This is a genomic window from Bacteroides luhongzhouii, assembly GCF_009193295.2.
Lineage (GTDB): Bacteria > Bacteroidota > Bacteroidia > Bacteroidales > Bacteroidaceae > Bacteroides > Bacteroides luhongzhouii.
On record NZ_CP059973.1, the window covers coordinates 1,252,943 to 1,274,689 of the forward strand.

The window sequence follows — 21,747 nt, forward strand, 5'->3', positions numbered from 1 at the left end:
GGCTTATGAAAAAGAATCAAGCACAAAAGTTCATTGTCTTGTTCTTGTTTTTCCTTTTTGCTTATTCATGGCGTGTTGAAGCACAGACAGGTAAGGAAAAGCAAATAACAATGGAGTTTAAAAATGAAGGGTTACCCTCTATTTTTAAACGTTTTGAAAAGGTATCGGGATATAAAGTTCTTTTTATCTACGATGAAATCAGTTCTTATACTTCTACCGGAAAAGTAGAAAAAGCTACAGTTGATGAAGCATTGAAAGTGATTATTGGAAAAAATCCGTTGAAATACCACATTGACGGACAGTTTATCAATATCACAAAAAAGGATTCTAAAAAGTTTTTTTCACAAGTAAAAGGAAAAGTTTTTTCCGAGGAAGACGGACTTCCGGTCATCGGTGCCACTATTATAGTGGAAGATCCTAATAATATCCGTACTATCACAGATAATAATGGTAATTTTCAGCTTTCTGATGTTCCGAAAGATAGTCGGGTCAGAATATCGTATGTAGGTTTGGAAACCCAGTTCTTGAATCCTTCATCTTATATGTCGGTAGTGATGAAGTCTGATACAAAAGCACTGGATGAAGTGGTGGTGACAGGTATGTTTAATAGAAAGAAAGAGGGATTCACCGGTTCTGCTGTTACTATCAAGGGTGAAGACCTAAAAAAGTATAGTACGAATAATGTAGCTAAAGCGATAGCTGCTGTCGCTCCCGGGCTTCGCATCATGGATAATATCAATATGGGGTCTAATCCGAATAATCTGCCTGATATGCGTATGCGCGGCGGTGCAAATATGGATATGGCTGCGCAGTCTGCGGTAGATTTTAATTCTACCAGTAACGATGTACTAGCAGTTCAGGGCGAATATGAGACTTATGCTAACCAGCCGTTGCTTATCATGGACGGCTTCGAAATCAGTATACAGACACTTGCCGATATGGATCCCGACCGTGTTGCTTCTATTGTTGTGTTGAAAGATGCGGCAGCAACAGCTATTTATGGCTCGCGTGCGGCAAATGGAGTAATTGTTATCGAGAGCAAGACTCCCAAACCGGGACGGATTTGGGTGACTTATGGTGGGGAGCTTCGTATTGAAGCTCCGGATATGACTGGATATAATTTGATGAATGCAAGAGAGAAGATAGACGCAGAGTTACAAAGCGGACTTTATACATACGGCGGCGAGACTGTTGAAAAATGGAAGCTCTATCAATCTAAGTTGCGTGAAGTATTGGCGGGAGTAAATACGTATTGGTTGGACAAACCTTTGCAGACGGCTTTCCAACAGCGGCATACAGTTACGCTGGAAGGTGGTGACGAAGCCTTGCGTTATCGGATGTATGTCGGATATAATAGTTCTCCGGGTGTGATGAAAGACAGTAAGCGTGATGTATTGACCGGTTCACTTGATTTTCAGTATCGTCTGAAAAAGGTGTTGTTAAAGAATAGCATTACGTTGGATAATTCGGTGGCTAATGAGTCTCCGTGGGGAAGTTTTAGTGAATATACCCGCTTGAATCCTTATCTGCGTCCGTATGGAGAGAACGGAGAAATACAAAAACGGCTTGATAATTTTGAAGGAGTGGGTGGTGAGTCGAGCTATCTGAATCCGATGTATAATACGACATTCAACAGCAAAGATCAGAGCAAAAACTTTACGGTGCGTGAACTTTTCAAGGTGGAATATAATCCTACTAATGAATTACGGTTTGAAGGAGCTTTTAATTTGTCCAAGAGCGTAGGGCATCGTGATATTTTTCGTCCTGCACAACATACGCTTTTTGATAATGTGACTGATCCTACCTTAAGAGGTGATTATCGCAGAAGCCAGAGTGAAGCTGTCAATTGGGGAATAGATTTGACAGGAAGCTGGAATAAGCAATTGGAAGACCACTACCTGACTGCTAATGTACGTATGAGTGTATTGGAGAATAATTCGGAGACTTATGGAAACTATGTGACTGGTTTCCCGAATGATAATATGGATAACTTGTTGTTTGGTAAGAAATATAATGAAAAAGTGACAGGAGATGAGAGGACAACACGTTCCATTGGTTGGGTGGCTGCCGGAGGCTATTCTTATAAATATAAGTATTCGTTCGACTTTAATATACGATTGGACGGTTCTTCTCAATTTGGAAAAAATAACCGTTGGGCTCCTTTCTGGTCAACCGGATTACGTTGGGATTTGAAAAAAGAGAACTTTATGAAAGATGTATCTTTTATTTCTGACTTCATTTTGAGGGGGACATACGGAACGACCGGTTCGCAAGGTTTTGATCCTTATCAGGCACATGGCTATTATACATATTCTAATTTATTGCTTCCTTATTACTCGTCGGATGCAACAGGTTCGGAAATCCTGGCCATGCATAATGAAAATTTAAAATGGCAGACTACAAAAAGTACTAACCTTGCTTTGGAACTCGGTTTCTTTGACCAGCGTCTTACCGCCCGTGTGGAGTATTACCGGAAAATAACAGATAATATGGTTACTTCGATAAGTCTTGCTCCTTCTCTTGGTTTCAGCAGTTATCCGGAAAACTTGGGAAAGATAGAGAATAAGGGTTGGGAAATTTCTCTCTCGGCTATTCCTTATAAGAATACTGCCAAACAAGCTTATTGGACCATTACAGTAAACGGTTCTCATAATACTGACAAACTATTGAAAATATCGGAAGCGATGAAATACAGGAATGATATGAATGCATCAAATCTGAAAGATACGCCGTTGCCACGTTATGAAGAAGGTGAATCTTTGTCACGCATTTGGGTAGTACGTTCATTAGGTATTGATCCGGCTTCCGGAGATGAAATATTATTAAAGCGTAACGGAGAAATGACAAGCGCCGTTAACTGGAGTGCAAATGATGTAGTGCCTATTGGTAATACAGAACCTAAATGGCAAGGATATATTAATTCTTCCTTTACATATAAAGGTTGGGGAGCAGATGTCAGTTTCAGGTATCAGTTTGGCGGTCAGGTATACAACCAGACTTTGCTTGACAAAGTGGAAAATGCTAATTTGAAATATAATGTAGACCGACGGGTGACTCAGTTGCGTTGGGCGAAACCGGGTGATAAGGCACAGTTCCGTGTTCTTAATCCTAACGGTTTAGATACAAAAGCCACTTCCCGGTTCATCATGGATGAGAATATATTCCAGGGAAGTTCGTTGTCTGTTTACTATCGGATGGATCGCACTAATACTAAATTTATAAGTCATTGGGGATTGAGTTCTGCTAAAGTAACGTTTAATATGGAAGATTTTTTCTATTGGTCTACAGTGAAACGCGAAAGAGGTTTGTACTATCCGTATTCTCGTCAGTTTACATTTGCTTTGAATGTTGCTTTCTAATTAAAAAACTATTTGTATGAAACAGATAATATATATACTATTGACAACAACAATGCTGGGACTAATGTCTTGCAGCGACTGGTTGGATGTATCTCCGAAGACTTCTATTCCTACTGACAAGCAATTTGAGTCGGAGTCCGGATTTAAAGATGCCCTTACAGGTATTTATTTGAAGTTGGGAACCAAGACATTGTATGCCGGAGATTTGACTTATGCATATTTGGATGAATTGGCAGGATTATATTCCGATTATCCGGAGTATAATACAAATGCTGTTTTTGACCAAAGTATCGTATTTGATTATGAGAATATGTTTTTGAGTAAGAAGAATGGCATTTATTCAACGATGTATAATATCATAGCCAATATTAATAACTTCTTGGAGTACATAGACAAAAATAAAGATGTTTTAGTTACCGAACACTATTATGAAACTATGAAGGGAGAGGCACTTGGGCTTCGTGCTTTTCTTCATTTTGATTTGTTGCGTATGTTCGGTCCTATTTATAAGGAACATCCTGCATCTAAAGCTATATCCTACCGTACTGCTTTTGATAAAGATGCCACGCCTGTTTTACCGGCCAATGAAGTGGTTGATGCTATTCTCAAAGATTTGAATGATGCTGAAAAATTATTGAAAGATAGTGATCCTCTTGATTTCTTTACCGATCAGACGGATGAAGATTTTATAGAGAAAAATCATTTTCTTGTTAATCGTGAATTTCGCATGAATCTATATGCGGTTAAAGCGATGTTAGCTCGTGTATATTGCTACAAGGGTGATGCTGAAAGCAAAGGATTGGCTACGGAATATGCTAAACAAGTAATTGCTGCCTCTAAGTATTTTACATTGTACAAGTCGCAGACTGCTTCCAATTACAATTCCATACGCTACGCAGAGCAAATATTTGGAATAACAGTCAATGAATTCTCCAATTTGCTTATTGGAAACTATATGGATATGGAGAATACCAATACTCAGCAACATTTCTATCTGGATGGAGATAAATTCAAATTTTTCTATGAAACAGCTGACGCAGGAAATACCGACTGGAGAAAAAATACAGAAATGTTTGAAGTTGTTAATAGTGGGGCAAGTCGTGATATAAATGTCTTCTGTAGAAAATATAATCAGAAACCTTTGAATGGCGGATATGTTTATTCCGGTGCTAACGCTATTCCTTTGATACGTTTGCCTGAAATGTATTATATTGTAGCGGAATGTGCAACTTCTCCATCAGAAAGTGCCAATGCATTGAATACTGTACGTTTTGCACGTGGTATCTCTTACAGTGATGAAATTATAACTACCGGATATGATGATCTGGATGTTGCTTCAAAAGAAAATAAAAATCAGACTAAACGTATCAATGAAATTATGAAAGAATATAGGAAAGAATATTTTGCTGAAGGGCAACTTTTCTATTTTCTGAAAGCACATAATTATAGCACTTATTACGGTTGTGGGATAGAAACAATGACTGAAGCTCATTATCAGATGACATTGCCGGATGATGAATATATTTTTGGAAACAACTCTAAATGATGAATCGGTATGAAACGTATTATATATTTTGTTTTAGCTATTCTTGTTTGCGGCATTTATGTGGGATGCAGCGAAAATGAGATAGACTTATATGACCAGACACCTCGTATCAATTTCTACGGTAGCCTACATATCCGTACTTTGGTCGATACGGATTATGTGAAGAAAGAACCTTATGCCGTAGATAGTTTTACGGTAAGGATACAAGGAGATCTTTTGAAAGAAAGTCGTGATTTTTGTGTGAAAGTTACTCCGAATCGTGACTACCAAAATTCGATAGATGTACTATTGGAAAGCAAGTATACATATACTGAACTTGATACAGTTTGCCAGGTATTTTACTATAAGATTAACCGTCCGAAAGTAGAGTCCGGTAGAAACATGTATGGTTGCTATTTAGAATTTGATTTGGATAACCCTCTTCATCAGTTTGACAAGGGATTGGTAGAAAAGAATCAGGAAGTTTTGAATGTCAGATGGGAACTGAAACCGGATGAATGGGAAGATTGGGTATTTGGCAGTTATAGTGATAATAAATATATGTTTATTATGGATGTATGCCAACATGTGTGGGATGATCTGGAAGATGAGGATGTTGATAAGGTCAAACAAGCTTACAGAGAATACATAGAAGCAGGAAATCCTCCTATTTTGGGGGAAGACGGTGATGAAATTGATTATGAATAAGACTAAATAGAAATGTTATGAGAAAATATATCATTTATATAGCAAGTTTTGTCGGATTGGCTTTATTGCAAACAGGCTGTTACGATGATGAGGGAGATTACGATTATCGTGATGTAAATACAATGGAAATTGTAATACCTGAAACCAAATTACGTATGCCGAAGGAAGAAGCGGTGGAAGTTTCTATTATGCCGCAGATTTCTCAGACATTAGAACAGAATGAAGAAAATCTTGTATTTCAGTGGAAACGTCTCAATCCGAATGCTACGTTGGGCTCAGACCGATTGGCTGATTATATGAACTATTCTGTAGGGAAAGAGTGTAAGGTAACTGTTGAACCTAATGAATCTAATAATATAGGTTTGATGTTGGTTGTTTCGGATAAAAGGAATGGAACTGTGTGGTATCAGCAAGGTCAGGTGACAATTATCAAGCCGTTTAACCCTTGTTGGTTTGTCCTTCAGGAGAAAGAAAATAAAGGGGTGCTTGGAGCTATTGAAGGAACATCGGACGGGTATTATGTATATCCGGATGTATTTCAGTCGGAAACAGGAACAATGTTTCCTTTAGACGGGAAACCATTAGCTGTGACTGCCCGACGCGAATATGGTGGAGATCGGGCATCTATATCTATGATGCCTCCCTTTTTCGGATTGAAGATTGTTCCTATTTTGACACTAGTGACAGATAAGGATGCAGCTTTGTTTACTCCGAGTACATTAAAAATGATGTACCAATCGGATAAAATATTATTTGAGCCGGTTCAACAAGGAAAAGCAATAAAGATTGATACTTATAAAATGGATAAAAACGGTGAACTGTTTGTGAATGATGGGAAGTCCTATTTTGCCTATATGGATGGTTTCTGTATACCTTATACCATTCAGAATGAAGCCGGTGATTATCTTTCTGTTTCTACTTATGGTTCTTATGGAACAGGTGTAGTCTTTTTTGATTCTTCTACACATTCATTCCTGAATGGTCAGGCTTTATCTGGTTTTGGAGATTATATGGATTCATATTATATTTCCAAGCCTATTCGTTCTGGTTCTTCAAAGTGGAATGATCAACGCTCGATGGAAGTTTCCACTATTAATCCTGATGAGGAGGAAGGAAGTGCCTTTAATCCGAATAACATTGATCCTTCTCTACAGGTGAAAGCAATAATCACAGGAGGAAGTAGCGGTAATTATGCTTATGCTATTACTTCTTCTCAGAATGGGAAAGATTTGACGGTATTTAAGTTTAGCGCTGACTGGGAGAATGAAGATCCTACTTGTGCAGGTTTATATACTATTTCTTTACCGTCGGAGATAGATGTGGAAACTGCAAAGTTTGCAGCTTCTTATGCTTATACGGCAGATATTCTGTTTGTGGCTTCTGGTAATAAGTTATATCGGATAGACTTAAACCGTAGTCAGGTGACAGAACTTTATAGTTATGAAGCGGACCTGTCAGCACAAATTACGTGTCTGAAGTTTAAAGATGCTGAAAATGAAGAAGAACTAGGTATGTCCCTCGGGTTGGGTATCAATACTGCTGATAAAGGTGTAGTTGTAGAATTGCAACTGACAGTAGCGGGTGATGTATCCCGTGAAGAAAACAGCATTTGTGTTTACGAAGATCCCAATCAACCTATTGGGAAGATTGTTGATATTAGCTATAATTACGAATAGTATAAATCAGTCTTTATGCTGAAAGGAATTATCAGTGCAATGTTTCTTGCTGTTGTCTGTACTTGTTTGTACGGGCAACAGCCAAGTATTGCTACTTTTCTAAAAGAAGGAGCACCTGTGGAAGTTATTCCCGGTATGTTTACTACCTATCGAAGTGATAAACATATCTATTGGGAAATCCCGGATTCATTGATTGGACGTGAGTTTGCCGTAACGACAACTATCCTGGCGGCTCCTGCCCGTCCGGATCGGGATATGGAAAAGAAATTCGGATATTCGGGTGACATGGTAGGTCCGGTCTTTTTTAGTTTCCGCAAACAGGGTGATGAGTTGTGGATGATGGACCCACAACATGAAAGAGTGATAGAGGACCCTGAAGGAATGTATGCGAAGATCGCCGCCCAATGTGGGAATGAAAGGCTTTATAAAATATTGCCGGTCAAAGCAAGGAATCAGAAAAGTAGCCTGATAGAGATTGGTGAAGTTTTAAAGGATTTCCCTCTGTTTACTCTTGATATTGTGTCTTTTGATTTATCGGTAGGTACACGCCTGAGGGAAAAGGACTGTATCAAGGAAATCAAGGGATATGACAACCGTTTGCTGATACATACATCACGAACGTATCAAAGCTCATCAATGGGAATGCCGGGTAAGCCTGTCTCACCTTCTTATATGGGAGACTGGGATACGGGTGTTTGTATAAGATTATTGTCCAAGAGACCGTTGGAAACAGTTACTGCGAATACCGGAGCTTATTTTTCGATCGGCAAAGATTGTTTTCAAGGAGACCAGCCTGCTATCCGGAAATCCGTAATCAAACGATGGCGGCTGGAAATAAGGCCGGAAGATGTAGAAAAATACATGAAGGGAGAATTGGTGGAACCCATACAACCTATTATTTTTTATATAGATCGCAACACACCTGAAAAGTACATCGGCTGTATTATTGAAGCAGTACGCGACTGGCGTCCGGCTTTTGAGAAAGCCGGGTTTAAGAATGCCATTGATGCGCGGTTGGCCCCTACTGCTGAAGAAGATCCTGATTTTAGTATTTATGATAGTAGTTATCCGTTTATTTCGTGGAAAATATCAGGGCAAAATAACGCCTATGGTCCCACTCCTTGTGAACCCCGGTCCGGTGAGATTATTGCTTGCCATGTCGGTATTTTCAGCAGTGTCCTGAATCTGGAGCAGAAATGGTATTTCGCCCAATGTGGAGCGAATGATCCGCAGGCATGGAATATAGAGTTGCCGGACTCTTTGCTATTCGAACAGATAAAACAAGTGCTGACACATGAAATCGGCCATACATTAGGGTTGGAACATAACTTTCTGGGTAGTTCTCATTACTCCATCGACCAATTACGCGATAATGACTTTTTAAGTCGATATAGTATAGGTAGTTCCATTATGGATTATGTCCGCTTTAATTATGCCTTGCGCCCTCAAGATAAGGTTGATTTGAAAAACAGACGGATACGTGTTGGCGAATATGATAAATGGGCTATTGAATGGGGCTACCGTATATTTCCGGGTAGAGATGCTTCTGAAAGAGAAAAGAACAGGAGTCTTTGGAATCAGGAAAAACAGAAAGATCCCTCATTGCATTTCTTGAGCAGAATAGATGTACGGGCCCAGGCGGAAGATTTGGGAAATGACCATGTTGCGGTTAATACACAGGGAATAGAGAATCTGAAATATTTGTGTGAGCATCCTGATGTATGGAATGTGACAGATAAAACCTCTTTGCATGTATTGCAGGGGCGTCATGAAGCGATATTGAGCCATTATAAGCAGTGGGTACAGCATGTACTGTCTCATTTGGGTGGAAAACGCCTTGCTGAAACGGATGATGGGAGTATTTACATACTTGAAAAAGCTGATTACAATAAGAAGGTTATGGGCTTTATACAGGCTTATATATTACAGCCGCCCATGTGGATGTTTGATAAAAAGTTGACCGCTAAATTAGAAATAGACAGTGGCCGGGAGTTCGACCGCTTTTATGAAGAGTTGATGTCGGAAATGATCCGTTCCCTGCGGGAAGTGGAGGAAACGGAGGATGCCGGTGAAGGCATGTTGTCTGTAAATGAGTTTCTGGAAAACATACATAAAGGATTATTTGCAGAATGGGCTGACGATGCTCCTGTGAGTGATGCCAAGTATAAAGTGCAGCAGTTTTATGTGAGTAAACTTGCTAAATTGCTGGATAGGTCAGAAAAGATAACTTCGTCGAGATTATTGGTTTCCGTTAGGCAGGCTTTGAATAGAATAAAAGAGGAAAGTGTTGCTTATAGCCATAGGGTTACGGATCCGGTTGCTGGCAAACGGGCGATGTTCCTTGCGGATAATATTTTATTTTAATGATGAAAAGTAAATAAAAAGATTCATGAAGAGAAGAAAATATGTGATTGGTATATTGTTGTGTGTCACAGCTTTGCTTCAGGCACAGAATTCCGTCAAGCCATTTGATGAATTCTTTGTTGCCGGGATGAATAAAATCGACGGAGTGTTTCCTGTGTATGTGGCGGAAAAAGAAATCTATCTGGAAATACCTGAAAAATATATCGGGCGGGAAATTGAAGTCAGTGGGCAGATAGACCGGGGTTTTGATTTATTGAATCGTCCGGTTGACGGACTGGGAGTTGTGCGTATCGTATCTCCGGATAAAGGGGCAATTTGCTTTCAAAAGCCGTTTTATACAGAGCGTATCCTGGATGAAAAAAGCGCGTATCGGCAATCTTTCTCATTGTCGAACATACAACCTGCCGGTAAAAGTTATCCAGTGGTGGCCTATTCAAAAGAGCAGGGAGCCATTATCCGGATCACGGACTATCTGATGACTGCTGATGACTGGTTCAGCTATAATTATAGTTTCATCCGTTCTTTGGTTCCGGAGATGTCGGCAATCATGAAAGTACATCCTTTTGAGGAAGGTGTATCGTTTACAGTCAGGCGCTATCATGGAGCTGAGGCGGAAAGATATATGTTGTCCAGTTCTATCGTTGTGTTACCTGAAGGTAGTATGCCTTTGGAAGTCACTTGTGCAGTACGCTTACTTCCCTTGAAAAGAGATCAGATCCGTCTGGCGGATCGCAGACTGCCTTACCGGACATTGAGTTTCAAAGATTACTCTCAAGATCCTTATTGTATGGTGGAAGATTCGTTGATTCTTCGTTGGGATATGTCAAAGCCGCTTACTTTCTATGTGGACACTCTTTTCCCGAAGGAATATTTTCAGGCAGTAAGGAAAGGAGTGGAAGCCTGGAATATGGCATTCCGTAAAGCCGGTATTCATGATGCCTTGCGGGTGAAGTATGCAGACCGGAAGATAATCCCGGCAGAACAGCGTGCTTTTATATCTTATGATTTGAGAATGCCGGGGGTCAAGAGCGATTTTATCTGCCATCCTCGAACCGGAGAGATACTTTCGTGCCGTCTGAATATCGGACATGGGTTCTTAAAGGACAGGTTAGACGACTATCTGCTAAGTTGCGGTGCCTCGGACCCGCGTATTCTGGCCGACCGCTACTCTAAAGAAGTGGAAAAAGAATTGCTGCAAAATGAAATAACGGAAGAAATTGGGTCTCTTTTAGGTTTGCGCAGGGGGGAATCGAAGAGTTCGTGTGGAAAGACCTTAAAAGTGGGAGACGATGATTGTCAGGCCATTTATTTTGGGTATCATCCTTTCAAGGGGGACCAGAATTGCTATGTTGAACGGGAGAAGCTCCGCCAATGGATAGAGCATCATTTACCGGACCGCATTCGTTTGTTCCGATCGTCAGAGGGAGGGAATCCTGATACTGGATTCGGATTCTCAGAAGATTATGCAATAAAAATATCGGATTTACAGACGGTAGTAAGCCGGTTGGATAAGATTGTGTACAAGGGGAAGATATATGATAAAGGGAGCTCGCTTGTTGATATATACAGAAAAGCAATTCGTCTGTACGGGAGTTATCTGATGGAAATAGCAAAGGTGGTGGGTAGTTCTCAGCCGATGGATGCACAGCGCCAAGCTATGCTCGATTTGGACAACTCTTTATTTCATCCTGCTAAAAAGATGGAATGTGTCTATGTGAAAGAGAATTTGCTGGGAACGAGAAACAGTCTCTTGTATCCGGAACTGACGAAGTTGTTTAAGCAATTGTTGAGTGTAAAGACAATTTCAGCTCTTCGATTGCAAGCGTTGCAAAGTGATCAGAAGGGATATGACGATATTGATTTTTTCCGGGATCTTTATAAGGGGTTGTTCAATGATTTTAATCCGCAGTCTACTGTTAGTTATGAACAGATGGATATTCAGTTGATATGTTTGGAAGCGTGGCTGGATGTTATACAGGAAGATGCTGAACATAATAGTGTAACGAAACGTTTAAAGGACGAATTGTATAGTCTGCACGATAGATTGGAGAAACTTAGCCTGGTACATCCACAAAAGGAAGTGCGTGATCTGTATCATCTGCTTTTGGGAAGAATGAATCAATATTTCCGGGTCGTTCCTTGAGTGGCATCGAACAACAGCAATTTGTTTGGGATGATAAAAAATGGTCGTACAGATAGGATAACCTGTTAGTTTTGGGTTATCTTTGCAAAGATTTATGAAGTAAATGATAATAAAAAGATGACTATTATTTTTCCTTCACCCATCTTCGGCCCTATTCATTCCCGCCGTTTGGGTGTTTCATTGGGAATCAATTTATTGCCGGATGACGGTAAGGTTTGTTCATTCGACTGCATTTATTGTGAGTGTGGTTTCAATGCCGAACATCGTACGAAGAAACGTCTTCCTACCCGTGAAGAAGTCCGCACGGCTCTCGAAGAGAAATTAAAAGACATGCAGGCAAACGGTCCCGCTCCCGATGTATTGACATTTGCCGGAAACGGTGAACCGACTGCGCATCCCCGCTTCCCGGAAATCATAGAAGATACTCTTGCACTTCGCGACAAGTATTTCCCCAAAGCGAAAGTAAGCGTGTTGAGTAACTCTACATTTATCGATCGTCCTGCCGTATTCGAAGCATTGAACAAGATAGATAATAATATCTTGAAACTGGATACGGTGGATGAAGAATATATTCATCTGTTGGACCGTCCTAATGGAAAATATTCTGTTAAGAAAATCATCGAGAAAATGAAGGAGTTCAAAGGAAACTGCATTGTACAGACGATGTTCCTGAAAGGAGGTTATCAGGGAAAAGATATGGATAATACATCCGACAAGTATGTGCTCCCTTGGATAGAAGCAGTGAAAGAAATCGCTCCCCGTCAAGTGATGATTTATACGATCGACCGGGAGACTCCCGACCACGATTTGCAGAAAGCTACGCATGAAGAGTTAGACCGTATTGTGGCTTTATTGGAGCAAGAGGGTATTTCGGCAACAGCTTCTTATTAAACCAATAGGGATAATATAATTATAAGGAAGATGTGTATCTGTAAAATCCCTCTATTGGGCAATAGAAAATGTGGAATATGGAACAGGAAACAGAATTCCTCTTTGGCTGTTCGGTTTCTTATGTGAAAGACTAGCTTCCTTTCTTCACATAATCTTTCGGCAATATCCCAAACTGCTTCTGAAAGCAACGGGCAAAGTACGAAGGATTATCAAATCCTATAATGAAACAAACCTCATTGATCCGGTATTCTCTTTCACGTAGCAGTTGTCCGCTCCCGCAATCTCGAATCCTTCCAGTTCAGAGAAAGTAGGGAATAACCCCGCAGGTGCGTTATCGAATGTCACTATAGCTTTTTTGTCCGCATAGTCCACTTTGGTCATCATCGGAGCATAGAATTGATAGTTGGATATGTTCGATTCTCCCTGATACCAGAGGAAGCCCTTTGCCGTGAAGTTCTTGACAGGCCATAACATCGAGTTGTACAGACATTCCAGACGCTGGTGCGCTCCTCTTTTAGGATTTTTGGCAGCTTCAATGTTCATACCTTCCACGGTTTTCAATGTCGGTGCATGGCAATACGACCTATCTGGAAGTGCTTACCTCCCGGCAGTCGTTGCTTAGTGCGCAACTCTCGCAGACGGCCAATCATTTTACTGAAATACAAAGTTTAATTAACCTATACCGTGCTTTAGGGGGAGGTCAGGAATAAACTGTATCATACTCTCTGTTTTTTAATTTAATGAAAAAAGGGCTGCCGGAGAAGGGATTCTGTGGCAGCCCGCTTTGTAATCCATCAATATACGGTGAATTGGCTTGCAGCCGATAAGCTTTTAAAAATCACCAGAAGTGCTTTCTTACGGGGCTGGAAAGATGCCTTTAATGAAGAACCGGGTCTGGTTTACATTCAGTATATCCAACTATCAAAAAAAAGTCCGACGGATGATGTCCGGTCTGGAGATAAATACTACCTTTGTCTCCTGTAAAAAAACAAGTATGTATCTGACAAGTATGAGCCGGGAGGAACTATATGCCGAAGCACATAAGGACCTCATTGCAATATCGACCAAAGCGAACATGTTTATAGATAAGGTTCGTAAGAAAGCAACGATGATGAGTCCATTTCCTGTGGCACCCCAACGTATGACTATCACCACCACCCGAAGAAATGTATGGACGATAGAGGGGAGATACAATTCGTATATGCATGCTTTGGGATTTCAAGCTTATGCTCCCGTTATCGGTGCTTCAAGCAATGGTTATATCCAAATAACAGGTTTCAAGTCTTCCAATATAGTAATGCATTACACGGCACACTTCATGCAACGATACAAGGAGCGCTACATTGACCATTATCAAATAGACCTCAAAGGGGAAAGTCTGTTCGATTACTTTGTGTATAATAATCCGGATGTCTTGTATACTCGCAGGGACAACGGCGGTTATTTCATTGTTTCCGCCCATGGCATCGCTGTAGCCGAGTTCAGTGACGAACGACGACTCATGACCCATGTCACTTTTCTGGGAGATGACGAACTGACGCTGAGGAAACAGCTCATCTATGATGAAGAAATCAAAATCTACAAGGGAGTACTTGAATTGAAACGGTTAAAATTAAGAAAAGAACAAGATGACATCATCACCATCTGGAATATCGCAAAGAAGCACCATGCGGGTTTTGAAATGGTGAAGCGTTGGTACAAATGGAATGGAGTGGAAATGCCCGAAGATTATCTTCACCAATGCATTGAGGTTATTGAGAAGTATCATGTGCAGTCGCTTGAAAAGTTTGCGGAACTTATGTCACAGATTTAATAGGAGTAGGAAAAACTGATTTTCCTATTTCCTGTTCCGGTAACTAGCCGGTGATGTTTCCATTTTTGATATACATGTATCTACAATAGAAGCTTTGAAAATAAAAGAGACGGACAATCTCTTTTATTTAAACTCCAAATCTTATCTATCACTTTTTGCAGTACTCGTTATGAATTCCTGCTGAAAGAGTATCAGGTATACTTGACTTGCTCAAGTCTCTTACATCATTTCATTGTATGTAGTACTTGTTCCGGTCAAGTCTACTACTAAATAATAAAAGTAAAAAAATGTCTTCAGCTTTCAGCTCTTCCCCAAAAAGCCCTTTTCATCGGAGTTTTTGCCTGAAAGCAGACCTGAATGCAAAAGCGTATAATTTTAGTTCCTTTTTTGATACTATATCTACTTGAAACAAAGGCTCTGTTTTAGCGAAACGAAGCCCGCATTTCGTTAGAACTGAGCCTCTGTTTTACCAAAATAGAGGCTCAATTTTGTTCAATCCACGCGTCGATGATTTCCATCCCACACTCTACCGACTCTTGCCCACGTGATGAATCTATATACCCCGCTTGTTGGGCATATATATTCAGCGTGGTGAGTATATATACCTACTACGCTGAATATATAGATCCAACACGCAGGTCATATATGCCGTACACATTGGATCTATATGTCCAATAAGCACGGTATATATGGTTTGCAAGTAGCTGATAAACAGCGTTATTTTACCAAGCTTTTCGCTCTTTCCAATGCTACGTTGATATTCGGGCAGATATTCTCTTTTCCCAGCAGTTCGTAGAATCCGGCTTTTTCCAGTACATTATGCACGTTCTCGTTGACTCCCGAAAGAATAATGGTAGTCTTTTCCTTCTGCGACATTTCGCAGAGAGCAGTCAGGTTATGAATACCTGTGGAGTCGATGAACGGAACCTTGCGCATACGGATGATACGTACTTTCGGGCGTTCACCCAGTTGTGTCATTGTCTCTTCAAACTTGGTAGCGATGCCGAAGAAATAAGGACCGTTGATTTCGTATACTTCTATGCCTTTGGGGATCATCAGGTTTTCTTCGTGTACGGCAATATCCGATTCTTTGTTGGGGTCGATCTCATCGGTAATCACCGAGATCTTGGTAGTTTCCATGACACGTTTCATAAAGAGAACGCAAGCAATCACCAATCCCACCTCGATAGCGACAGTCAGGTCGAAAATAACGGTCAGGAAGAACGTGATAAGCAGTACGGTAACGTCCGATTTCGGATTCTTCAGTAAAGCCTTGAATACACGCCATCCGCTCATGTTGTAAGATACGATGACCAGTACTCCGGCAAGGCATGCCATCGGGATATATTGTGCGAGTGGCATCAGGAAGAGCAGAATCAACAGCAACACTACTGCATGGATGATTCCGGCTATCGGTGTCTTGCCCCCGTTGTTGATATTCGTCATGGTACGGGCGATGGCTCCGGTGGCGGGAATACCTCCGAACAGCGGAGCTATGATATTGGCTGCTCCCTGTGCAATCAGTTCTGTATTGGAATCGTGGCGGTCGCCTATCACACCGTCAGCTACAGTGGCCGACAGCAAAGATTCGATAGCTCCCAATACGGCAATGGTGATAGCCACCGGAAACAATTCCCTGATAGCTTCCCAATCCAACGCAGGCACAACAGCATCGGGCAACTCCGATTTAATGGTGAAGCGGTCGCCGATTGTCTGGATGCAATCGATCCCTCCGAAAGTTTTCATCAGGTAAACGGCTACCGTAACTACGATGATGGCAATCAGCGAGCCGGGAATTTTCTTTGAGAACTTCGGAGTGATAGCGATAATAATAATGCTGACCATACTAACGATAGTATTCCACCAGTTGATCGTATCGAAGTGACGGAAATAAATCATCCACTTCCCGACGAAGTCTCCCGGCACTTTCTCATCTCCGAAAGATAAACCGAAAATATCGGCAATCTGGGTCGTGAAAATAGTGACGGCGATACCGCTGGTAAATCCGACGATGATAGGATAAGGAATGAATTTGATGACCGCTCCCAACTTGAACACTCCTAATAATACAAGGAGTACGCCGGCCATCAGGGTGGCTACAATCAGTCCGGCCTCTCCGTATTGTTGTATGATGCCATAGATAATGACAATAAATGCTCCCGTAGGGCCGCCGATCTGGACTTTGCTGCCCCCCAGCAGGGAAATGATGAATCCCGCAATGATAGCGGTGATAATACCTTTTTCGGGCGAAACTCCCGAAGCGATACCAAAGGCGATAGCCAGTGGAAGCGCCACGATACCTACGATGATGCCGGCCATCAGGTCCGCCATAAACGTTTCTTTCGAATAATTCTTTAGACAAGAAACCAGTTTGGGTTTAAATTCAAATAGCTTCATTTTTAGATGTTGTTATACGTGTAGTCTGTACTTTTTTGCAAAGTAGAGGTTGCAAAATTATATAAAATAATCGAAATAAGTATGTTTTTGAACATACTATTTGTCTGTCGATAGATTTCATCAATGAGGTGATAGTTTTTATTCATTAAGAAAAGGAGGTTTATTCTGAACAAATCGCTTATATTTGTGTTGTAAATAGTACGACAAGTTACGTTTGGTAATCAACCAATTTAAAATATAAAAAGAATTATGGCTAAGAGTATTAAAGGAACTCAAACAGAGAAAAATCTGTTGACTTCATTCGCAGGAGAATCACAGGCTAGAATGCGTTACACTTATTTCGCAAGTGTAGCTAAAAAAGAAGGCTACGAACAAATTGCAGCTATTTTCACTGAAACTGCCGATCAGGAAAAAGAACATGCAAAACGTATGTTTAAGTTCCTTGAAGGCGGTATGGTAGAAATCACAGCCAGCTATCCGGCCGGTGTAATTGGTAGTACACTTGAAAATCTTCGCGCTGCCGCGGCGGGTGAACATGAAGAATGGTCACTGGATTATCCTCACTTTGCCGACGTGGCAGAACAGGAAGGTTTCCCGATGATTGCTGCTATGTACCGCAACATCTCCATCGCAGAAAAAGGCCACGAAGAAAGATATCTGGCTTTCGTGAATAACATCGAGAATATGACTGTATTCGCTAAAGAAGGCGAAGTGGTATGGCAATGCCGTAACTGCGGTTACATTGAAATCGGTAAGGAAGCTCCTGAAGTTTGCCCGGCATGTCTGCATCCGCAGGCTTACTTCGAGGTGAAGAAGGAAAACTATTAATCAATCTATCGTCAGTTCGATATAACTTCATTCGTATGGTTTATATCGAACTGACTTTGTCACTTCCAAAACTCTAACCGCTTGTGAGCTTGTGAAGGCTATGTAATTCTTCTACTCATATTTGTAAATTCTTCTTTTTTGCGTATTTTTGCCAAATCTACTGGAAGAAAATGATAGAAACTTTATATAGCACACAGATAGTATGTTTGGAACAAAGAAGAACAAAGAAGCTGATTTTATTACAACAGCTGAACCTTTAAAACTAACTACCATAGCTACAGGAACAGTTTTGAAGGGCATAATTGAAGTAGAAGGAAGCTTGCGAGTAGATGGAGCCATTGAAGGAGATGTGACTTGCCATAAGATGGTGGTGATTGGTCCGCAAGGAACAGTGACGGGAAATATAACCTCCGTTTCAGCCGTACTGCAAGGAACATTGAAGGGGGATATACACGTGACGGATCTGCTGACACTGAAGGCAGGCTGTCTGATGAATGGTGATATTTATACTTGCAAATTGGAAATAGAGCCACAAGCACGTTTCAATGGAACCTGCAATACTATAGAGGAACAACAGCTACAGACCAAAGCTGCAGAATAACGTTCCAACAGGATTTGTGTATGGTCATCTCGGATCTGCCTCATTAGGGATATTCATAAAATAAAAAATAGATGGCAACTCTTTCATTGCGAACTAGTTGCCTTTTTTGTATTATCTATTGATTCCGGTAATCCTTGGGAGATACACCGTATTGCTTTAAAAATTCCCGATAGAAATAAGATTTATTAGAGAATCCACATTTGAACATGATCTCGGATACGGTCAATTTGGTTGTCCTTAACAATTTGGCCGCATATTCCAGTCTAATGCCTCGTACAAATTCACTCGGAGTTTTATCTATTATTTCTTTGAACTTCCGATACAAGGTAGCTTTGCTCACTCCTACAAATTCGGCAATAGAAGAAGGGCTTATCGACTCGTCATCTATATTATTTTTGATGAAATCTACAACAATTATAAAAATATTGAAGTTAGAGATTAAAGCTATTTCATTGTTAATTTTCACAAAACATCTTTGTGTATTAAAAATATTTTATATATTCATATATTATTAACCAAAAAACTATGTAAAATGAACAAACTTTTACTCTTAGTTCTAATTTTTATTTGCATTTCTTGTAATGACATGGATGAAAATATAAATTTAGAACAATCGACCATTACTGAGATCAATAATATTCTCAGGTCTTTGCATCCTAATAATTTTGAAAACAATTGGGAAAATCAAACTGATATTATCCTTACTCGGGGAGATTCAGTTAAATTGCCATGGGCTAGAAGTTCTACCTCCGACACGTACCCAGAAGTGAATGAAGACATAAAAAAAGAAAATGGTTGGACTTTTATGAGCACTGATAATACTGATTTAGGTTCAGACTATTTGATTTTTTATAATAAATATACAGGTATACTCAAGCTGTTCTATTATAATACGAATAATCAGCCAACAAATTGTGCAATGTGGTTTTTTAGGGACCTTGAGGATATTGGATGGTTAAAACAAGGTACATATTTCACGACTCCGATAAGTGAAAAAATATATTCTTCTGAGATAGGAGTAGCTCCTTTAAGCTTATCTAGGACAAAAGGAATAAGTCAAGGTTGGAATGCTGTTCAAGTACCACTAACATATGTAGGACTTGGCACAAAGGGCTATATTGATGTAAGCCCTGAGGTTTCCAATATCTCGGAAATTATGTTAGAAGGGAATTACAATGAAGTAACAGAGGGAACTATTATTGAAAAACACTCTTCTAATAAAGCTTCTGAGCTAGTTAATTCAGTCGCTAAAGCAGGAGGCAAAGCTGCCGATAAATGGATTAATGAAAAAATTTCTGGTTCAACAAGTATATTAAAAAATATTCCAGGTGTTGCAGGAGGTAAAGCTGCCAACAAATGGATGAGTGAAGAAATGTTTGATTCAACAAGTATATTAAAAAGCACTTCAGGGCTTGTAGAACTTGGTGTAACATTTTTAATTAATAAAGGACTCAATTCTTTATTTGGTTCTTTCATTGGTTCCAAGAAGAAGGATGAACTTAAAATACAAACTATTGAACTAAGTACAACAGGGTCAATTAAAATGACTGGATCAATAAAATTTCAAGCTACTGGACTTGCAGCTCCTCTAAGAGGTATTAATGCGACAAATTTAGGTGTTTGGAATTTAAAAGATGCACCACAGATAACTCATGACTTTGAACAGTGTTTTATATATGGACGCAATGACCCTTACAATGAAATTCTTGGAGAATTTTATAAAATATCTTCTGATGTCAAATACGATGTTGTAATAAATCCAACAATAATAAACGAAATAGAAAATATAGAAACAAGATATAACCTAGTTGGGTTTATTGGTACAGAATGGGATAAGATATTTAAAGAACATTATAATTATGAACGCATTATTGGGGGGTATAATGGAATATATTTTGCTTGGGATAAACTTGACAAAAATGAAAAACGTCCTATGATTTTACAAAATCCAAACAATGATTCTTCTAAGATAATTTGTATAGACACTAAAGGTAAATACTCTACTTTTTTTGTGAATATAAATGATAGAAAAAATAAATTGTATACTTTGAATCCATACAATTACCAATATTACTCTGAATATAATAATGCTATGTATGATAAGATGTCGCGATATACATACACTTCCACGAATAATACTCCATTTTACAATGTAGTAATAAATAATAATAAAAAAATTATGCTTGGTAATATTGGAGTAAATGTTGAGGTTCGATTTAGAGTAAAGGCAACAGGAGAAGAAATAATATCTAGTAAAACTTTTTTTCCAGAATATCTCTAATTTGGTGCCCTGTAATGGACAATTTACGTTGATCCACCATATACATTCTATGTTCTTTGCGGGACTGTAATCTAAATTGTTGCGTAATAAAGAAAATTGTCAACTTTCTTTATTGCGCAACATTCTTGTTTTAATAAAAACGCAAGTTTCTGATGATGAATACATTAATCTGCAATTTGCTATTGGAAGGTTATGATAAGCGCACAATAATACATAAACGTGACCATCGGCAGCGTCTTGTTGCAATGAAATGTTATTACCATTCCTTTTATTTATGCATAATCACAATAATGGTAGTCGTAATTTCCATTCAGCACGGAATCTGCTAACTGTTTAGCAATACTTCTTTGTATAATTTTTGCCCCTTCTACACCGAAGAAAACATCGCATACGCCATAAAATAAAGCATTGGATAATAAATCATACCACCAGTCCTGACATAGTCCCAATGCAAGCGGTCGGGCGATTCTGCCAACCATATATAATTGCCGCCAAGTTCGGGACTGCTTGGGCGATGAAGAGCGAAATACTTGTCACCTATCTTCTGTTCGAATAATGCACAATCTTTATTATGCGGTGGGAATATCATCCCATGCCGTGTATAGTTTTTCCAATCATTGGTGTGAATCAGTCCAACCCCTACAGCTACCGACGATACTTCTGTGAAAGTAAGGTAAAAACCATCTTCAGTTGTTGCAACACGGCAATCCTCAATGCCGAATGCTTCCAGCTCTCCTTTTCCGAAAATAGGTGGAAATTCCGGTTCATCTTTGAAGTGAATACCGTCGGTACTTGAAACCAGTCGTAAGTAAGACATCGTGGTCAGATAATTCTTTCCTTTGTAACCGATAACACGTGGGTCTGAAGCATCCAAATCGGGATCATTCTTTAAAAACGAAACCACTTCTATTTTCCCTTTTTCATTATATATAGGAAAACTGATAATTCCTTCTTTCTGAATAGGTCTTTCTGCGACGCGCAAAAGTAACCAAATTTTGCCTTGATATTTGAAAACTCCGGGATTTAACAAACATGTAATTTCCATTCCGTTGATTCCCGCTTTTAAATCTTTTGGAGCCAGTAGGGGGTTCTGCTCACATCTTTTAGCTATATCCATAATATTTCGATTAGTGATTATTTCTGTGAACAAAAGTATGAGAT

Annotated in this window: 12 protein-coding genes and 6 pseudogenes; 12 read left to right on the forward strand and 6 right to left on the reverse strand. The window is 39.7% G+C overall.

Annotation, left to right across the window (positions count from 1 at the left end; translation table 11 throughout):
• Positions 1–5 precede the first annotated feature (5 nt).
• From GD631_RS04545 to GD631_RS04575, 7 genes are all read left to right on the forward strand, one after another.
• Positions 6–3,359, forward strand: coding sequence for a SusC/RagA family TonB-linked outer membrane protein (locus GD631_RS04545; protein WP_143258799.1), 3,354 nt, complete (start codon positions 6–8; stop codon positions 3,357–3,359).
• Positions 3,360–3,375: 16 nt separating this feature from the next.
• Positions 3,376–4,905 (forward strand): RagB/SusD family nutrient uptake outer membrane protein, encoded by a 1,530-nt coding sequence (locus tag GD631_RS04550; RefSeq protein ID WP_143258798.1) that lies wholly within the window; start codon positions 3,376–3,378, stop codon positions 4,903–4,905.
• Between the two features lie 9 nt (positions 4,906–4,914).
• A complete protein-coding gene (locus GD631_RS04555) occupies positions 4,915–5,592 on the forward strand; it encodes a DUF4843 domain-containing protein (RefSeq protein WP_143258797.1) in 678 nt (225 codons plus the stop codon).
• A gap of 17 nt (positions 5,593–5,609) precedes the next feature.
• The gene (locus tag GD631_RS04560) at positions 5,610–7,268 is read left to right on the forward strand and encodes a PKD-like family lipoprotein (RefSeq protein ID WP_143258796.1); all 1,659 of its coding nucleotides are present in this window, start codon (positions 5,610–5,612) and stop codon (positions 7,266–7,268) included.
• A gap of 15 nt (positions 7,269–7,283) precedes the next feature.
• Positions 7,284–9,632 carry a zinc-dependent metalloprotease gene (locus GD631_RS04565; RefSeq protein WP_143258795.1) on the forward strand — a complete coding sequence of 783 codons (2,349 nt, stop codon included), beginning with the start codon at positions 7,284–7,286 and terminating at the stop codon, positions 9,630–9,632.
• A 25-nt stretch (positions 9,633–9,657) separates the two neighbouring features.
• Positions 9,658–11,775 (forward strand): DUF5117 and DUF5118 domain-containing protein, encoded by a 2,118-nt coding sequence (locus GD631_RS04570; RefSeq protein ID WP_143258794.1) that lies wholly within the window; start codon positions 9,658–9,660, stop codon positions 11,773–11,775.
• Positions 11,776–11,892: 117 nt separating this feature from the next.
• Positions 11,893–12,666, forward strand: a complete 774-nt coding sequence (locus GD631_RS04575; protein WP_143258793.1) for a radical SAM protein — start codon at positions 11,893–11,895, stop codon at positions 12,664–12,666.
• 130 nt (positions 12,667–12,796) lie between these two features.
• Here the strand turns inward: GD631_RS04575 and GD631_RS22405 are convergent.
• Both GD631_RS22405 and GD631_RS22105 read right to left on the reverse strand, forming a co-directional pair.
• Positions 12,797–12,940: pseudogene (locus GD631_RS22405) on the reverse strand (helix-turn-helix domain-containing protein); the annotation flags it as partial.
• A pseudogene (locus GD631_RS22105) lies at positions 12,883–13,233 on the reverse strand (hypothetical protein); the annotation flags it as partial. The pseudogenes GD631_RS22405 and GD631_RS22105, both read right to left, overlap by 58 nt.
• Before the next feature lie 2 nt (positions 13,234–13,235).
• Here GD631_RS22105 and GD631_RS04590 point away from each other — a divergent pair.
• Both GD631_RS04590 and GD631_RS04595 read left to right on the forward strand, forming a co-directional pair.
• A pseudogene (locus tag GD631_RS04590) lies at positions 13,236–13,376 on the forward strand (TolC family protein); the annotation flags it as partial.
• A 170-nt stretch (positions 13,377–13,546) separates the two neighbouring features.
• The gene (locus GD631_RS04595) at positions 13,547–14,479 is read left to right on the forward strand and encodes a hypothetical protein (RefSeq protein WP_223225865.1); all 933 of its coding nucleotides are present in this window, start codon (positions 13,547–13,549) and stop codon (positions 14,477–14,479) included.
• A gap of 717 nt (positions 14,480–15,196) precedes the next feature.
• On the opposite strand, the gene GD631_RS04600 is transcribed toward GD631_RS04595, so the two are convergent.
• Complete coding sequence (locus GD631_RS04600) at positions 15,197–16,876, reverse strand: SulP family inorganic anion transporter (RefSeq protein ID WP_143258792.1); 1,680 nt, start codon at positions 16,874–16,876, stop codon at positions 15,197–15,199.
• 249 nt (positions 16,877–17,125) lie between these two features.
• Here GD631_RS04600 and rbr point away from each other — a divergent pair, with 249 nt between their 5' ends.
• Together rbr and GD631_RS04610 are read left to right on the forward strand one after the other, a co-directional pair.
• Positions 17,126–17,704, forward strand: coding sequence for a rubrerythrin (gene rbr / locus GD631_RS04605; protein ID WP_143258791.1), 579 nt, complete (start codon positions 17,126–17,128; stop codon positions 17,702–17,704).
• 202 nt (positions 17,705–17,906) lie between these two features.
• Positions 17,907–18,305, forward strand: coding sequence for a bactofilin family protein (locus tag GD631_RS04610; RefSeq protein ID WP_143258790.1), 399 nt, complete (start codon positions 17,907–17,909; stop codon positions 18,303–18,305).
• Positions 18,306–18,420: 115 nt separating this feature from the next.
• Here the strand turns inward: GD631_RS04610 and GD631_RS04615 are convergent.
• Positions 18,421–18,792: pseudogene (locus GD631_RS04615) on the reverse strand (helix-turn-helix domain-containing protein); the annotation flags it as partial.
• A gap of 45 nt (positions 18,793–18,837) precedes the next feature.
• Here GD631_RS04615 and GD631_RS04620 point away from each other — a divergent pair.
• Positions 18,838–20,586 carry a hypothetical protein gene (locus tag GD631_RS04620; protein WP_143258789.1) on the forward strand — a complete coding sequence of 583 codons (1,749 nt, stop codon included), beginning with the start codon at positions 18,838–18,840 and terminating at the stop codon, positions 20,584–20,586.
• Between the two features lie 192 nt (positions 20,587–20,778).
• Here GD631_RS04620 and GD631_RS22110 read toward each other — a convergent pair.
• Both GD631_RS22110 and GD631_RS04625 read right to left on the reverse strand, forming a co-directional pair.
• Positions 20,779–21,032, reverse strand: a pseudogene (locus GD631_RS22110) (hypothetical protein); the annotation flags it as partial.
• Positions 21,032–21,703, reverse strand: a pseudogene (locus GD631_RS04625) (glycoside hydrolase family 130 protein); the annotation flags it as partial. The pseudogenes GD631_RS04625 and GD631_RS22110, both read right to left, overlap by 1 nt.
• Between the last annotated feature and the right edge of the window lie 44 nt (positions 21,704–21,747).

Coding starts and splice junctions, on each gene's coding strand:
- GD631_RS04545 (WP_143258799.1), top strand. CDS start 6: ATGAAAAAGAATCAAGCACAAAAGTTCATTGTCTTGTTCTTGTTTTTC.
- GD631_RS04550 (WP_143258798.1), top strand. CDS start 3,376: ATGAAACAGATAATATATATACTATTGACAACAACAATGCTGGGACTA.
- GD631_RS04555 (WP_143258797.1), top strand. CDS start 4,915: ATGAAACGTATTATATATTTTGTTTTAGCTATTCTTGTTTGCGGCATT.
- GD631_RS04560 (WP_143258796.1), top strand. CDS start 5,610: ATGAGAAAATATATCATTTATATAGCAAGTTTTGTCGGATTGGCTTTA.
- GD631_RS04565 (WP_143258795.1), top strand. CDS start 7,284: ATGCTGAAAGGAATTATCAGTGCAATGTTTCTTGCTGTTGTCTGTACT.
- GD631_RS04570 (WP_143258794.1), top strand. CDS start 9,658: ATGAAGAGAAGAAAATATGTGATTGGTATATTGTTGTGTGTCACAGCT.
- GD631_RS04575 (WP_143258793.1), top strand. CDS start 11,893: ATGACTATTATTTTTCCTTCACCCATCTTCGGCCCTATTCATTCCCGC.
- GD631_RS04595 (WP_223225865.1), top strand. CDS start 13,547: ATGAAGAACCGGGTCTGGTTTACATTCAGTATATCCAACTATCAAAAA.
- GD631_RS04600 (WP_143258792.1), bottom strand. CDS start 16,876: ATGAAGCTATTTGAATTTAAACCCAAACTGGTTTCTTGTCTAAAGAAT.
- rbr (WP_143258791.1), top strand. CDS start 17,126: ATGGCTAAGAGTATTAAAGGAACTCAAACAGAGAAAAATCTGTTGACT.
- GD631_RS04610 (WP_143258790.1), top strand. CDS start 17,907: ATGTTTGGAACAAAGAAGAACAAAGAAGCTGATTTTATTACAACAGCT.
- GD631_RS04620 (WP_143258789.1), top strand. CDS start 18,838: ATGAACAAACTTTTACTCTTAGTTCTAATTTTTATTTGCATTTCTTGT.